This window comes from Flavobacterium columnare (genome assembly GCF_014844295.1).
GTDB classification, from domain to species: Bacteria; Bacteroidota; Bacteroidia; order Flavobacteriales; family Flavobacteriaceae; genus Flavobacterium; species Flavobacterium columnare.
This window is the reverse complement of the sequence record NZ_CP054494.1, coordinates 297,282-312,366: the sequence shown is the minus strand read 5'-3', so window position 1 is coordinate 312,366 and position 15,085 is coordinate 297,282. Positions and strand designations below refer to the sequence as shown.

The window sequence follows — 15,085 nt, the reverse complement described above, 5'->3', positions numbered from 1 at the left end:
TTGATCCGAAAGGCTAACGCATAATTTGGGTTTAAATAGATATAAAATAATTGATTTGAGAAGTTTTTTAGTGTATTTTATTTTTGACAACAAGTTTAAATTTAAGTTTTTTCCTATGTTTTATTTGTTTTTTTATGGTAACTGATTGTTTTCTAGTGTTTTATTTTTTTATTTGTGTGTTTGTGTATTTAAACAGTAATTTTGCCGAGTATTAAAAACAATTACAATATGTATAGAAAATTACTTAAAACATTATTTTTTTTCTTTGTTTCGTCTTATTCTTTTGGTCAAGTAGGGATTGGAACAGACCAACCTAGAGGAGCATTAGAAATAAACTCTTCAACAAATGGTTTTGTTCCTCCTCAAGTAGCTCTAACATCTTCAAATGCGTCAGCTCCAGTAGTAAATCCACAAGGAGGAGGAGCACCCGTAACGGGAACCATTGTGTACAATACAGCTACGGCAGGAACAGCACCTAATAATGTGGTGCCTGGATTTTATTATTGGAACGGTTCAAGTTGGTTGTTATTAACAAGCCAAGCTAGTTCAGGGGCCTCGCAATGGGCCTTAACAGGAAATATGGGGACTTCTGCCTCAACTAACTTTGTAGGAACTACAGATGCGGCTGATTTTGTAACTCGTACGAATAATACGGAAAGAATGAGGTTGTTAAGTAACGGGAATTTAGGTATCGGAACGGCTTCTCCTACAGCTAAACTTGATGTAGCAGCTGGAGTTACGGGGAGGCAAACGCTTGTAAATGCAACAGGAAATATTAATGATTTTCTTCAATTTAATGTTCAAAATACAAGTTCAGGGCTTCAAGCCCAAAGCGGATATTCAGCCACAGCTAATAACGGGACTGCTACTTCTGGTTTTGCTTGGATGGGAATTAATAATTCAGGGTTTAACTTTCCCACAGCGTATAATATAGGAGGAGCAAATGATGTGTCTTATGTAGGAAGCGGACAAGATATGCACATTGCTAATGCAAATAATACAAAATCAATAATCTTTTCTACAGGAACTGCCTTGACTCCTTTTTTTAATGAAAGAATGAGGATTACTAATGCAGGAAATGTTGGAATAGGAACTACTAATCCTACAACAAAATTACACATTAACAGTACAGGTTCTCCCGCATTAAGAATTGTAGACGGTAGTGAAGGGAGTGGTAAAATGTTAGTTTCCGATGCAAATGGAAATGCTACTTGGCAATCGAGTAATTTACCCTTAATTTCTGCTTTTCAGGGGATGATAATACCTATATGTGCTAATGTGTCGGTAAATTCAACGGGTTCTTTTGTAACAACCATAAGTGGTGTAAATACCACAGTAACTTGGACCGTATTATCAAAACAAACCTCTAATGCGAGTTTTCCAATAAGTGCAGAAAGATTACAGGTTAGATATAATTTTTCACCACAATTACCATTCAACCCTAAAGGAATCATATTTAATGCCCTTAATAATAGTGGATATCCTGATACCTTTTCTTTAAATTATGCGGCAAAATCGCAATCTTCTATTACCGTTAATATTACTAGGAATGATACGCTTGGGAATGGAACAGTATCTTGCTGGGCAGGGCAATTCTATTTTGATGTTATGGTTATGAATTAAAGAAAAGGGAATAGGTTTTTTAGATCTATTTAAAGTAGTTTTTTTATTTAAATATTTTAGAATAAGAAAAGAAAACAAAATAGGACGAAAATAGAGAAGTATCCCTAAAATAATTTTTATAGAATGGAGCCGTAGTTAGGTCTTTTTAGTTGTGCTTTTAGATACGAAATGTAAATAAATTTAGGGAATATTAGATGTTGTAGAAAATTTGTATATTTCGCAAACTTTAAAAGGTATTTTTAATAAAATATTAAAACGATAAGTATATGGGTACGAGATTACTTAAAACATTATTTTTTTTCTTTGTTTCGTCTTATTCTTTTGGTCAAGTAGGGATTGGAACAGATCAGCCTAGGGGGGCGTTAGAGATAAACTCTTCAACAAATGGTTTTGTTCCTCCTCAAGTAGCTCTAACATCTTCAAATGCGTCAGCTCCAGTAGTAAATCCACAAGGAGGAGGAGCACCCGTAACGGGAACCATTGTGTACAATACAGCTACGGCAGGAACAGCACCTAATAATGTGGTTCCTGGATTTTATTATTGGAACGGTTCAAGTTGGTTGTTATTAACAAGCCAAGCTAGTTCAGGTCCTTCACAATGGGCCTTAACAGGAAATACGGGGACTTCTGCCTCAACTAATTTTGTAGGAACTACAGATGCGGCTGATTTTGTAACTCGTACGAATAATACGGAAAGAATGAGGTTGTTAAGTAACGGGAATTTAGGTATCGGAACGGCATCTCCTGCGAGCAAACTTGATGTAGCGGCTGGAACGACAGGGGTTCAAACGGTTGTAAATGCAACAGGAAATATTAATGATTTTTTTCAATTTAATGTTCAAAATACAAGTTCAGGGCTTCAAGCTCAAAGCGGGTATTCAGCTACAGCTAATAACGGGACTGCTACTTCTGGTTTTGCTTGGATGGGAATTAATAATTCAGGGTTTAACTTTCCCACAGCGTATAATATAGGAGGAGCAAATGATGTGTCTTATGTAGGAAGCGGACAAGATATGCACATTGCTAATGCAAATAATACAAAATCAATAATCTTTTCTACAGGAACTGCCTTGACTCCTTTTTTTAATGAAAGAATGAGAATTACTAATGCAGGAAATGTTGGAATAGGAACTAGTACTCCTTCAAGAAGAGTAGAAATTAATTCAGGTGTTTTAGGAACCCCTCCAATTCGTTTAACACAACAAAGGGCTAACGTTGCCGCAACATCTACAACGGGAGATGGAACTAAGAATTTAGTGGTAGACAATAATGGTGATTTGGTAACAAAGATAAACGAAAAAAGATATATGCCTAATAGCTGTTCTTGTACAGGAGCGTTTCCGTATACATTACCTGCTGATTTAACTACTTATGAAGAGTATGATGGTAATTGGTCGGGTAATCTTCAAACGAATACTACTTTAGCAGATTTTATACTTCCGACAGCTGCTAATGCTATTGCGGCAGGACATAAATACGGTGATGTGGTAGTAATTCATAGAGGGTCATCTTATAATGTAGTTATGGGGACTACTAATACAAATCTTACAGGAGTAATTAGTTTACCAGCAAATACTTCTGTGGGCTTTGCGTTAGGATTGGATAAATGGTATAGAGTTTTTTAAAGTAAATTCTTTCGGGATTTTAGAATAAATAGATTCTTTGTTTAATGAACTATTATTTTAGAGTGATTTCTTATGATTCTTCGATAAAGAGATTCAAAAGGAATCACTTTTTTTTAAAGAAGAAAATATTTTACCGAGATTGAATCCGTATTACATACACATTAGAAATTTATTATAAATAAAAATGATTCTATTTTCCTTAATTTATTAAAATTACATTTATAAGAAAATATATCTATATTTTTATCTTATTTGAGCTGTTCGTTTTCATCGGAAAACTCAATACAATAAGGGGTAAATATTAAAAAAAGAAGTATTAATGTCAAGAATAACATTAGAAAATAAAAAAGTACTTATTACCGGAGGAGCTTCGGGAATAGGAAAAATAATGGTTCGGAAAGCCTTAGAACGAGGTGTATCAGAAATAATTATTTGGGATATAGATAAAGAAGGCTTAGAAAAATTAAAAAAAGATTTTGCTATTTTCGAATCAAAAATAAAGATTTATACTGTTGATCTATCAAATATAGAAGAGATAGTAACATTGGCGAATCAAATAAAAAAAGAAATAGGGGTAATAGATATTTTAATAAATAATGCCGGAATTGTAGTTGGGAAACACTTTTTAGATCATACAACTAGTGAAATATCTCGTACGCTGTTGATTAATGCTGAGGCTCTGATGCAGACAACACGGGTGTTTTTACCAGGTATGTTAGCTCAAAATTATGGTGCTATTTGTAATATTGCTTCATCGGCTGGATTGGTATCCAGTCCTAAAATGTCAGTTTATGTAGCTTCTAAATGGGCAGTTGTGGGGTGGAGTGATAGTCTTAGGTTAGAGTTGCTAGAACAAACAAAAGACGTTTCTGTAACCACTATTATGCCGTATTATATTAATACAGGTATGTTTGATGGAGTTCAGTCAAAAGTATTGCCCATATTAGAACCCGAAAAAACAGCCGAAAAAATTATTTGCGCTATAGAAAAAAGAACTCGAATCTTAGCAATGCCTTTACCATACTGGTTTATTCGTTTAGCACAAGGGATATTTCCCTTATCTGTTTATGAGTGGATTATGGATAATGTATTGGGTATTTATGATGCGATGAATGATTTTAAAGGACGTAAATAAAAAGTGGGGCTTTGTGAAACTTATTTTTTTGGTTTCACAAAGCCTATTATAAATTATCTAAAAGATCAGGTCTTCTGTTTTTAGTGTGTTCGTATGCTTTTTCTTCACGCCATTTGTCAATATTGGCTTGGTGTCCACTAAGTAAGACATCAGGTACTTTCATTCCTTTGTATTCGGCAGGGCGTGTATAGATGGGGGGAGAAAGTAGATTGTCTTGGAAGCTGTCAGTGAGTGCTGAAGTTTCATCACTTAAAACACCTGGTATTAGACGTATAAGGGCATCGCACAAAACAATAGCTCCAATTTCGCCGCCACTCAAAACATAATCTCCTATAGATATTTCTTTTGTAATATGTAAATCGCGTATTCTTTGATCGACTCCTTTGTAGTGTCCACAAAGAATGATAATATTTTTATACATAGACATTTTGTTGGCTAATGGCTGACGTAATGTTTCACCATCAGGAGTCATGTAAATAACTTCATCATAAGTACGCTCTTCTTTTAGTTTAGAAATACACTTATCAATAGGTTCTATCATCATAACCATACCAGCACCGCCTCCAAATTGATAATCGTCTACGCTACGACGTTTATCAGAGGTGTAATCTCTTAAATTATAAAAATGAACTTCTACTAATCCCTTTTGGATCGCTCTTTTCATAATAGAACCTTCAAAAGGGCTTTGCATGAGCTCGGGTAAAACGGTTATGATATCAATACGCATTTTTTAAGTCAAAAAGTTGAAAGCTGCAAAGTTACAAACTTTCTGTTAACTTTAAATAATTGTTGCTTCTTGAATTATACACCAAACTGTCTTAGATGGTGATCTAAGTGATTCCATTGGAGTTTGTTCCAGTCTTCACTTGTTAATTTGCCCCAAAAAGGATGAAAGGCGAGTTTGATAACTTCGGTTCCGTTTTGAAAATTTCGTGTTTTTTCAATTAATTCTGATTTTACTTTTTCAAAATCATATTTTTCTTTAAAAATAAATTGAGGCGCGGTAGGACTATTGTGTTTAAACTTGTTATTTAGGACTTTATTTTTCATTAATTTGCCTAATAAACTCATTAAAAAAGGGATTTTTAAAACTAAATCACCTGTAGCAACATCTATTGGAGCAATACAGTGTTTCATCATCTGATCTACGGTCATTTTCCCCCATAAGGGTTGCGTTTCGGGTGTTAGTTTTGCAATACGATTTATTAATTCTTCATTGTCTGAAGGAATAAATATATTTTTCATTGGATGTTGTATTTTTATAATGTTTGTATAGAGTTTTGTCTTAAGTTCTATTTTTTACTAGCTGTTAGACTGAATATCATAGGGATTTTATTTTTTAAATGTTTAATTCTAAACTTCCCTTTTTCAAATTCTTCTGTTTGATTAAAACAATTATAAGGAGAATAATCGTATTCCTCAAAAGAATTAATCTGGAGGCCATTTTTAATTAACGCGTTTAATACTTCTGACGTTGGATGATTCCACGATATTGTTTTTGTCTTTATATCAGAATCTCGATCGCCATAAGTTCCTTTTTCCTCTTCTATTATGGTTTCTATATTGAAATAATTATAGGATATTTTTTTAAAATCATTATCAAACATCCAAACAACAGGATGGAATTCTACAAAAATAAATTGACCATTAGGTTTTAAAAAATGAGAAACTACTTGAGCCCATTTATCTAAATTGGGCAACCAACCAATAGTTCCGTAGCTAGTAAAAACAAGGTCAAATTTTTCTTGAATATGATTAGGACTGTCGTATACATCACAACAAAAGAAACGTGTGTTTAATCCTAATTGAGCATTGAAAGATTGAGCGGTTTCTATTGCTTTATCAGATAAATCAATTGCTGTTACTTGTGCTCCCATTCGTTGTAAAGACATAGAGTCTTGACCAAAATGGCATTGTAAGTGCAAAATACTCTTGTTTTGAATATTTCCTAAGAGCTTTAATTCAATATCATTTAATGTAGATTTCCCTTTTAAAAAGGAAGTCGTGTCATAAAAATCAGAATTGATGTGAATGGCTGTTTTTTCGTTCCAAGTTTTTCTGTTTATTTCTAAATAATTTAAGTCTTCCATGATTTATAACTTTAGTTCCATTTGTATATCAGCCCTTACATAATCGGTTTCATCTAATGGTACCTCAATAAAATTGAATTTACGGTATAAATTAAGAGCAGGAATTAGTTTCGTACTTGATAAAAGAAATATTTTTTTCGCTTTTTGAGAAACAGCATAATCAATACAAGCATTCATTAATAATGGGCTTAATTTCATTCCTTGAAAATTCTTATCTACTGCCATTTTTGCTAATTCATAAGTCAAAGGGTTTGTTTTGATCATTGCAACAGTACCCACAACGGCATTGTCAATCAAACAAAAAAAGATCATCCCTTCTTTTTGAATAATATCTTGTTCTACATTTTCAAAAGTAGCAATATCATGTGGTTCTATATAAAAATACTCTTCCAGCCATGCTTTGTTGAGTCTGACGAAATCTTCTTTATATTTAGAGTTATAGCTAATTATTTTGATGTTCATTTGAATATAAAATCGTAATTTTGTTCCTCAAATTTAATAAAATAAAGTGATGCAAGACGGTATTTACGCAAAATTTAATACTTCTAAAGGAGCTATTTTGGTGAAGCTAACACATGATTTAACTCCTGGAACTGTTGGTAACTTTGTAGGTTTAGCAGAAGGAAATTTAGAGAATTCAGTTAAGTCTCAAGGGCAAAAATATTATGACGGACTAAAATTTCACCGTGTTATTCCCGATTTTATGATCCAAGGAGGATGTCCTCTAGGTACAGGAACAGGCGATGCAGGGTATAAATTTGATGATGAATTTCATCCTTCCTTAAAGCATGATCGTCCTGGGGTATTATCTATGGCTAATGCGGGTCCAGGGACTAATGGATCTCAGTTTTTTATTACACATGTCGCAACGCCTTGGTTAGATGGTAAGCATACTGTTTTTGGTCATGTTGTAGAAGGGCAAGAGGTAGTAGATGCAGTGGTACAAGAAGATTTAATTGAGTCAATTGAAATTATTCGTGTAGGTGCCGAAGCTGAAAAATGGAATGCTATTGAAGCTTTTCGTACATTTGAGGGGTCACGTGTAAAGAGATTAGAAGAAGCAAAACGTTTGGCAGAAGAAGCGGTAGACAAATTATCTGCAGGTTTTGAAAAAACAGAAAGCGGATTACGTTATAAAATTATTCAAAAAGGGGAAGGGAAGAAAGCAGAAAAAGGGAAAACAGTTTCTGTACATTACCAAGGGTCTTTAGAAAATGGTCAAGTTTTTGATTCATCTTACAAAAGAAAACAACCTATCGATTTTCCATTAGGAAAGGGGCACGTGATTGAAGGATGGGACGAAGGAATAGCTTTGTTGCAAGTGGGGGATAAAGCCCGTTTTGTAATTCCATCGTATTTAGGATATGGCGATAGAGGAGCAGGAGGAGTAATTCCTCCAAATGCTACTTTAGTATTCGACGTTGAATTAATGGATGTGAAATAAGAACTAAATTTTATATTTGTATAATTTAAAAATCCCACCTTTAAAAAAAGGGGGATTTTTTATATTTACCAAAATCAAAAAAAACAGATTATGTTAGATAAAAAAATACTAGGAGCTATTGTTTTAGGAGGCGTTCTTTTTTCATGTTCCAAAAAAGCAATCTACCCTATTTCCTCTGTAGAAAGTAAAAAGGACGTTGTTAAAGAATTGCCTACTGAAATTGCAGAAGGAAAAATGATGTATGAAAACAATTGTGCAAAGTGTCATAAATTGTTTCCCGCATCTAAGCATGATAAGACAGGTTGGGTAAAAACAGTAAATCGTATGGCTCCTAAAGCAAAAATTACGGAGGAACAAAAAAATTTAGTGTATAATTATTTGACCTACGGAATGTAATATGACTTAAAGAGGGGAATCAAAAAAACAATCTTTTTGTTTCAAATTCCCCTGTTTTCTTATTTTTTTGCGGTAAATCCTACCGGTATCATCAATTCGCCTTTTTCATATTTGTTTAAATAAACTAAGACTGGTTTGTTTTGTCCAGGGTAGGTTATTTCATAAATATCTAACATACCTGCGCCTATATCCGCTCTATTAGTAGGGAAAGGGCAACAAGATTCTATTAATTTATAAGAAATAGTTTCTCCTTTCGGACCGGCCAAAGCATTTAAAAAACGTTTCTGGTTGTTTTCCCCATCTTCTATTGAGGTAAAGCCTACATTTACAGGGTAAAACTCAGTAAAAGCATATTTTTTATCAGAGGCATTCTTTGTAATAATAAAACTATTGTGTTTCTCATCGAGTGAGGGACCAGCTATGTTATTATCTATGTTTCGAATAGTGTTTCGTGTACTGATACAACTGCTTAATACGACAAAGCTTGTTAGTAAGAAAAGGTGGAATTTTTTCATTATTTCGATTTTTTTACAAATATAAAAACAAAACTTTGTAACAAAATATTCCTTTTTAGTTAAAAGCTTTGTTTTTTTGATAAAAATAATAGTAACTTTGTACTCGAAATTTTAATTCAAGCTTTTGCTTGGGTCTAGATATTTCTTTTTCATTATATTGGTTGGGTTAATAAAAGAGTTATCTTAGAATTTCATAAAGAGCACCTCAAAAGGGTGCTTTTTGATTTTTTAAAATTTGGATTTAAGAAAATTAAGAAAAATAAATTTTCCTTTAATCCAGAGAATTTAATAAAATGCAATGATCTAATTGCGCTTATTTTAGGAAGAAAAAATAATTGAACGTATTTGTACCGTTGTAGATTCTAAATTTTTTTCATAACTTTTTATCTTATGACATCATTTCTTTTATTTTTGTGTAAAAATAAAAGAAATGGAAATTTTAACTCAAACTTGGCATTGGGCAATTTCGGGAGCATTAATAGGTCTCGTTATGTTATTGTTGACTTATTTCGGGAAGACCTTTGGGATGTCTTCAAATCTGAGAACAATATGTTCGATGACAGGAGGTAAAAGATCAGCTCAATATTTTAATTTTGATTGGAAGGAACAAAAATGGAATTTAGCTGTAGTATTAGGATCTATCGTTGGAGGATTTATTGCTTTTCATGTTCTAGGCGGTACCCATAATGTTGAAATTAATCCTAATACAATTGTGCAATTACAAAAGATGGGAATTGATGCTCCTAATGGTAAGTATTTACCCGATGCGTTATTTAGTTTAGATTCTGTTTTTACATATAAAGGATTAGGATTACTCTTGTTAGGAGGTTTTCTAATTGGTTTTGGAACCCCTTATGCAGGAGGATGTACTTCAGGGCATGCGATCTCTGGATTAAGTAATTTACAACTACCCTCTTTAATAGCTGTAATTGGCTTTTTTTTAGGAGGATTAGTTATGGCTCATTTTATTTTACCTTTACTTTTTTAAACAAATGAAATTACTACGTTTTTTTGCAGTTGGGTTGCTTTTTGGAATAGTTTTAACAAAAGCAGAAGCCGTATCCTGGTATCGTATTTATGAAATGTTTATGTTTCAGTCATTTCACATGTATGGTATTATTTCAGTAGCTATCTTAGTAGGTGTACTAGGGATACGATTTATCAAGAAAAAAGAGTTAACAGATGTTGAAGGGCGGCCTATTTTAATCCCAGATAAGGATATTTCTATTACTCGTTATTTACTAGGAGGTATCATTTTTGGTTTAGGTTGGGCTCTAGTGGGGGCTTGTCCTGGTCCTATTTTTATATTGTTAGGAACAGGAGTTCCTGCTATTTTTGTTGTTCTTTTAGGAGCTTTATTAGGGACTTTTGTATATGGATTATTAAAAAATAAATTGCCTCATTGATCTTACCATTATGATAACTTTTATCTTAAAGAGGTTTATAAGAAGTAGTTTTTTATCTGTTAGGGGCTTAATTTCTAGAATTTATCCGAAACCAAGAGCCTCTTTTAAAATAGATCTAGAAACTGGATTTGTTTTAAATTAAAAGTTTAATAGGGCGAGTATCTCTAAATTTAAATTACAAAAAAGATATACAAAAGAAGAACTGACTCGCTAATTTGTCACTTCGACGCTAGGAGAAGACACAGATCAAGATTATATGATTTCGTTCTAAGAGCGAAATAAATAAGATTGGAATCTTAAAGATTTCAATCTTATTTAGGTTATTAATTAATTTGAATGGTGATAGGTAGCGAATATTGAGTTCTCACAGTATGCCCTTCATAGATGCCAGGTTTCCATTTTGTTTTAATTGATTTTAGAACACGTATGGCTTCTTGGTCTAAACCAAAACCAGGATTTCTAGGAACGTTTATATTTGTAATACTGCCGTCAGGTTCCACTACAAAATAAACGAATATTTTAAAGGTATTGCTCTCTTCTATTTCAGGCGTTTGAAAACGACTGCTTACAATTTTTATAAAAGCATCTAGACCTCCTGGGAACTCAGGGCTTTTTTCTAGTATAGCTGGAGCTAAAGGTTCTTCAGGGATAGGTGAAGGAGTATTAGCAGCAGATGTAGGTTCGCTAGTGTTTCCTTTCGGATCACCAGTTATACTCCCCTGTAGTGCTAACAGATTTTCTGAAATATTTTTGCCCACATCATCTGGTTTGGTTAAAATATTTTCTGGTATTTCTGTCGATTTAACAAGTTTTGGATTGATTAAATTATAGGTTTTGGGAGTTATAATGTCTGCTTTTTTAATTTTCTTGAGTTGTTTTTCAATTTGTTTTTGCTCCTTTTTTTTAGGTAAATGAACTTCTGTAACCATAATATCCCCTAAATCATTAGGAGTGTTTGTGTTTACAGGTTTATCTTTAAAGGAACTTAAAAGGATAGGCAAAACAGCAAGGCCAGTTATAAAAGAGATGCCGCTTAAAAAAGCTTTAATGCTAGTACTACTGTCTTGCTTACGTAATTGATAAGCTCCGTATGCTTTATTTTTATTTTCGAAAACAAGTTCTAACCACTCGTTATTGTTTATGTTTAATTTTGACATAGTTTTTTTGGTTTTAATAATATAAAAAATATAAACTTCTGCAGAAAGTATATTGTTTGTATGAAATAATTATGCCAAAAAAATATAAATTATCTTAAATTTTATATATTTTTTTAATTTATATTAAACTTTTAGTATGCTTTGAAGTATAATAAAAACGCAACCTCCTTTAAAACACCTTAAAAGAAATTGTATTTTTTTGTTTTTTAAAAATGATGCTTTGCAACAGTTAGACTTGTTGTACAAGACCTTCGATAGTTCAGTAAAATGGTATCTTTGTGAAAAAAACACAATTGTTATGTTTGAAAAAAAATATCCTGATGGATTAAGATAGAACAAAATACTAAATCAAGCCAAACGAAAAGATAAAGGTTTTAAATAGTTTATTTATCCTTTTGATTAGAGTATTTTGATACTAGGAAGAAGCCTATTGTAAAATGGGTAATTTATATGCCATCTTAATTTTTGACAAAAAAGGTTCATTCGTTGGTATTTTGGCGATAGACAAAATCTAAAATCCTATAATAGTTAACTTTACGAGTAAAGGTGTTTATCCCATAAGTAAAGAACATCATTTAAATAACCCTCTAAAATACCCTTCAAAAAAAGAGACGTAAATGCCTCTTGTTATTCTCTCTCAAAACTTTACGAAAAATCCATAATAATGGAAGTAGAGCGGTTCCGTTCAACAGAGGTTTACTTCACTTTGTTTTTTTTGTGTTCAGTGATTACAATTCATTGTCGGCTCTTCGAGTCCAACGAAACCTTAGCTGTTGGCAGTAGCACCTTATTATAGTTTGTTGATTTCTTCTTTAGTCAAGCCTGTTGCCTGCGTAATTATTTCTACTGAAACACCTAATTTTTTTAAGGATTTAGCCGTTTCAATCTTTCCTTTTATTTCTCCTTTTATTTCTCCTTCAATTAATCCTTCCATCTTTCCTTCGTCGAAAGCAGTGTCGATAACGCCTTTTAGATCTCGGTAAACTTTAAGACTGCTCTCGTATTTGTCTAAATCCAATTGCCCTAAATTTGCCAATTCTGCTTTTTCAAAGGCTTGGGTAAATACTTCGTCTTTGAAAATTGTGGGAATACTTTGAAAATCTTCCAAGTTTTTGATAAAATACAACCATTTATCCAAACGGGAGCTTAATTCGTTTTCCTGTTTGTTAAAATTGGGCATTTCCAAGTAGATATAGGTCAGTTTATCGTAAAATATTTTTCCGTTTTGGTTTTTCAGCTTGATGGTATGCACTACCTCGCTTCTTTCGGGTTCGTTTTCGTAATCGTCGAAAGTAAAATCTAAAACACCTACGCAATAAACCGCTTTCAAATTATAGTTCCATTCTCCTTTTTCGGCTTGTTCTCTAATGGGAAATGTGGAGTAATAGATGGTTCTTTCTTTGAAGTAGTTTTGCTTGGCTTTTTGGAGCTCTACGATGAATTTTTCGCCTTTTTCGTTTTCGCAATAGATGTCGTAGATGGCTTTTCTGTCGAGGTCGGTCTGCCCGAGTTGTTCGGTGTTTTTAAAAGAAAGTTCTTTGATCTGGTCATATTCTGGCAACAAGGCATTGAGGAAGTCGATAAGCAGGTTTTTGCTGGCTTCTTCCCCAAATATCTTCTTAAACCCAAAATCGGTAAAGGGATTGATGTATTTTGCCTTCATATTCTCAACTTGTTTTCTTGGTCAAATTTACAAAAAATAATCTTTGATGTTGATCTTAAATTTCGGAGGATTTTCGGTGGCGGTATTACAGGTAACGTTTTTTGTAGGAGTGCAGAAAGTGTTTTGCTTTGCATATACTCTCCAAAAACTTTGTCAAAATAAGATATTATGGCTTTTTGAGTAGTATGGGAATTTGTACCCATAAGTGAAGGAAATCACTATAAAAAACACCTAAAGTAGACTTCAAAAAAAAGAGGCGTGAAATGCCTCTTGTATATCCTTAAATTTTTAGTTTGAAATCCCCATAGTGGGCGGAAGTGTAAGCGGTTCCGTTCAACACGGGTTTCATTGTTCGTGCTCCGCACGCAACGAAACCTTAGCTGTTGTAGGTAGTTGTTTTACTTTTTATTTAAGTATGCCCTGACCTTTATTTTTCAATTAGATTTGTGATATATAAGTGATGACTTATTATTCTTTAGTCGTGAGTCTGAATGGAAAGGAATTTTATCTTTGATTTCTTTATGGTTTTCTAATATCAATAATTCGGTATTCTCAATTGGACAAAAGTCATTCGATAAACTGAATATTGTATTTATGTTATTTTCAATATAATAATTTTTCCTTCTTTCGTATAATTCCATTAGTTTGTTCAAAGAGTGATTTGGATTTTCAGTTATATAATCTAAATCATATAAATCTTTTTCTGCGTATCTATTGGTTATAGAATCTAATTTTAAAAGTCCTATATCAGACTCGCTAGCGAGTCTTATTCCATTAATTGTTTCAATTGGATGGAATAGCTTAAACCCTTGTATTATTTCAACTTTAATATTTGTATTATCTGTTGAAATAATAGTTCGAAGAAAAACGAGTTCATCATTTTGTTTTGTTGGATAACCAATATACAAAACTCTATTTTTAAATGTCTCTATTATTTCTTTTTCTATTAATTCAAAGCCACTAATACCAATAATATTTTCACAAAATAAATCAATATCTACTGACTCTCTATGCGAATATCTTATTGCTAAATTTGTGCCACCAGCTAAATAGAAACTACTTAATGAATTTAGTTGTTGTAATTCTTTAATAGTTTTCTCTAGCTCATTAGAGATATACATATTTGTTGAATTTACTTTTAATAGGAGTATTGTATCTTTTTGAAGTAAGTGAACAAATTTCGTCCGAAATTCGCTCAGTTGAAGCTATAATTACTCTTTTTATTGTTTCTTCTGTGTATAAACTTTCCAAAAACAATATGTTATCACTGTAATTTGAAAAATCTGAAAACATAAGAATACGAGATATAATAACGTCACTATCCTTATGGATGTTAAGTTTAGTCACATCCAAATCCCAAAAAACGTAGTTTGGTATTTTTTCTAATATGTTAACAGTCTTTTTCATAGCTAGTTATGATAAAAGTAATAATTATTTTTATATAGTTTCAAATTTTATACCAAAGTTTTACTTTCTGTCTTCACGTTCCGTTTTTTTACAATTACCTACAACGTCAGTCTGTGAAAAAACTCAGAAACCTCACCAAATATAGCTAAAATAGTTTGTTAAAAAAGGGGAATTTTCGTATTTTTAAAAATGCAGCATATCCAAGGGATTTCCCGTAATCAGTTACCTGTATCGAGTTTAGAAGACAAAATTACTTCTGAAAACCCAGTTCGATTCATAGATGCTTTTGTTGAACACATAGACCTTCAAAAAGTAGGATTTACACCTGTTGTTTTAAAATCCGAAGGTCGTCCAAGTTTCAATATCCAAGTGTTTCTTAAAATCTATTTATATGGTTATTTAAATGGCATACGTAGCTCCAGAAAGCTAGAAAAAGAGTGTATTCGTAACATAGAAATGCAATGGTTGTTAGAAGATATTCGTCCTAATTATCACAGTATTTCTGATTTTAGAAAAGACAATCCCAATGCATTGAAGCAACTCTTTAAACTGTTTGTTTCTTTTTTGAAAGATGCCGATGGGGATACAATCATACCAATTTAATAGGACTTGAAAAAGTAAACG

At 32.5% G+C, this 15,085-nt stretch carries 16 protein-coding genes and 2 pseudogenes; 9 read left to right on the top strand and 9 right to left on the bottom strand.

From position 1 onward, the window contains the following. Positions 1–228 precede the first annotated feature (228 nt). The 3 genes from HUE53_RS01425 to HUE53_RS01415 all read left to right on the top strand — a co-directional run bounded on the left by HUE53_RS01425 (position 229) and on the right by HUE53_RS01415 (position 4,383). The gene (locus HUE53_RS01425) at positions 229–1,623 is read left to right on the top strand and encodes a hypothetical protein (RefSeq protein WP_065213199.1); all 1,395 of its coding nucleotides are present in this window, start codon (positions 229–231) and stop codon (positions 1,621–1,623) included. Between the two features lie 266 nt (positions 1,624–1,889). Next, complete coding sequence (locus HUE53_RS01420) at positions 1,890–3,248, top strand: hypothetical protein (RefSeq protein ID WP_065213200.1); 1,359 nt, start codon at positions 1,890–1,892, stop codon at positions 3,246–3,248. Between the two features lie 319 nt (positions 3,249–3,567). Then, entirely contained in the window at positions 3,568–4,383 is an 816-nt protein-coding gene (locus HUE53_RS01415) for an SDR family oxidoreductase (protein ID WP_014166546.1), read from the top strand. 46 nt (positions 4,384–4,429) lie between these two features. Here HUE53_RS01415 and trmD read toward each other — a convergent pair whose 3' ends face one another. From trmD to HUE53_RS01395, 4 genes are all read right to left on the bottom strand, one after another. Continuing rightward, positions 4,430–5,110: a tRNA (guanosine(37)-N1)-methyltransferase TrmD gene (gene trmD / locus HUE53_RS01410; protein WP_077225683.1), complete on the bottom strand. Its 681-nt coding sequence runs from the start codon at positions 5,108–5,110 to the stop codon at positions 4,430–4,432. Between the two features lie 74 nt (positions 5,111–5,184). After that, positions 5,185–5,628 carry a DUF1569 domain-containing protein gene (locus tag HUE53_RS01405; protein ID WP_014166544.1) on the bottom strand — a complete coding sequence of 148 codons (444 nt, stop codon included), beginning with the start codon at positions 5,626–5,628 and terminating at the stop codon, positions 5,185–5,187. 47 nt (positions 5,629–5,675) lie between these two features. Continuing rightward, entirely contained in the window at positions 5,676–6,473 is a 798-nt protein-coding gene (locus HUE53_RS01400; protein WP_014166543.1) for a class I SAM-dependent methyltransferase, read from the bottom strand. Between the two features lie 3 nt (positions 6,474–6,476). Beyond that, entirely contained in the window at positions 6,477–6,935 is a 459-nt protein-coding gene (locus HUE53_RS01395; RefSeq protein ID WP_014166542.1) for a GNAT family N-acetyltransferase, read from the bottom strand. 49 nt (positions 6,936–6,984) lie between these two features. Between HUE53_RS01395 and HUE53_RS01390 the strand changes: the two genes are divergently transcribed. Next, positions 6,985–7,917 (top strand): peptidylprolyl isomerase, encoded by a 933-nt coding sequence (locus HUE53_RS01390; protein ID WP_014166541.1) that lies wholly within the window; start codon positions 6,985–6,987, stop codon positions 7,915–7,917. A 90-nt stretch (positions 7,918–8,007) separates the two neighbouring features. Further along, on the top strand, positions 8,008–8,313 hold the full coding sequence (locus HUE53_RS01385) for a c-type cytochrome (protein ID WP_014166540.1): 306 nt from the start codon (positions 8,008–8,010) through the stop codon (positions 8,311–8,313). 59 nt (positions 8,314–8,372) lie between these two features. Here HUE53_RS01385 and HUE53_RS01380 read toward each other — a convergent pair whose 3' ends face one another. Then, positions 8,373–8,828: a hypothetical protein gene (locus tag HUE53_RS01380; protein WP_014166539.1), complete on the bottom strand. Its 456-nt coding sequence runs from the start codon at positions 8,826–8,828 to the stop codon at positions 8,373–8,375. A gap of 430 nt (positions 8,829–9,258) precedes the next feature. Between HUE53_RS01380 and HUE53_RS01375 the strand changes: the two genes are divergently transcribed. Next, on the top strand, positions 9,259–9,816 hold the full coding sequence (locus HUE53_RS01375; protein ID WP_014166538.1) for a YeeE/YedE family protein: 558 nt from the start codon (positions 9,259–9,261) through the stop codon (positions 9,814–9,816). A gap of 4 nt (positions 9,817–9,820) precedes the next feature. Next, positions 9,821–10,234, top strand: a complete 414-nt coding sequence (locus HUE53_RS01370; protein WP_014166537.1) for a DUF6691 family protein — start codon at positions 9,821–9,823, stop codon at positions 10,232–10,234. Positions 10,235–10,557: 323 nt separating this feature from the next. Here the strand turns inward: HUE53_RS01370 and HUE53_RS01365 are convergent, their stop codons facing one another. Both HUE53_RS01365 and HUE53_RS01360 read right to left on the bottom strand, forming a co-directional pair. Further along, entirely contained in the window at positions 10,558–11,391 is an 834-nt protein-coding gene (locus HUE53_RS01365) for an energy transducer TonB (RefSeq protein ID WP_192188627.1), read from the bottom strand. A 790-nt stretch (positions 11,392–12,181) separates the two neighbouring features. Continuing rightward, positions 12,182–13,054 carry an Rpn family recombination-promoting nuclease/putative transposase gene (locus HUE53_RS01360; RefSeq protein ID WP_192188626.1) on the bottom strand — a complete coding sequence of 291 codons (873 nt, stop codon included), beginning with the start codon at positions 13,052–13,054 and terminating at the stop codon, positions 12,182–12,184. Positions 13,055–13,161: 107 nt separating this feature from the next. Here HUE53_RS01360 and HUE53_RS14500 point away from each other — a divergent pair. Continuing rightward, positions 13,162–13,239: pseudogene (locus tag HUE53_RS14500) on the top strand (transposase); the annotation flags it as partial. A gap of 249 nt (positions 13,240–13,488) precedes the next feature. Here HUE53_RS14500 and HUE53_RS01350 read toward each other — a convergent pair. Both HUE53_RS01350 and HUE53_RS14495 read right to left on the bottom strand, forming a co-directional pair. Further along, complete coding sequence (locus tag HUE53_RS01350) at positions 13,489–14,175, bottom strand: nucleotidyl transferase AbiEii/AbiGii toxin family protein (protein ID WP_014166533.1); 687 nt, start codon at positions 14,173–14,175, stop codon at positions 13,489–13,491. After that, the gene (locus tag HUE53_RS14495) at positions 14,162–14,461 is read right to left on the bottom strand and encodes a DUF6922 domain-containing protein (protein WP_014166532.1); all 300 of its coding nucleotides are present in this window, start codon (positions 14,459–14,461) and stop codon (positions 14,162–14,164) included. Before HUE53_RS14495 ends, HUE53_RS01350 begins: the two co-directional genes overlap by 14 nt. Before the next feature lie 189 nt (positions 14,462–14,650). Between HUE53_RS14495 and HUE53_RS01345 the strand changes: the two are divergent. Continuing rightward, positions 14,651–15,052, top strand: a pseudogene (locus HUE53_RS01345) (transposase); the annotation flags it as partial. Between the last annotated feature and the right edge of the window lie 33 nt (positions 15,053–15,085).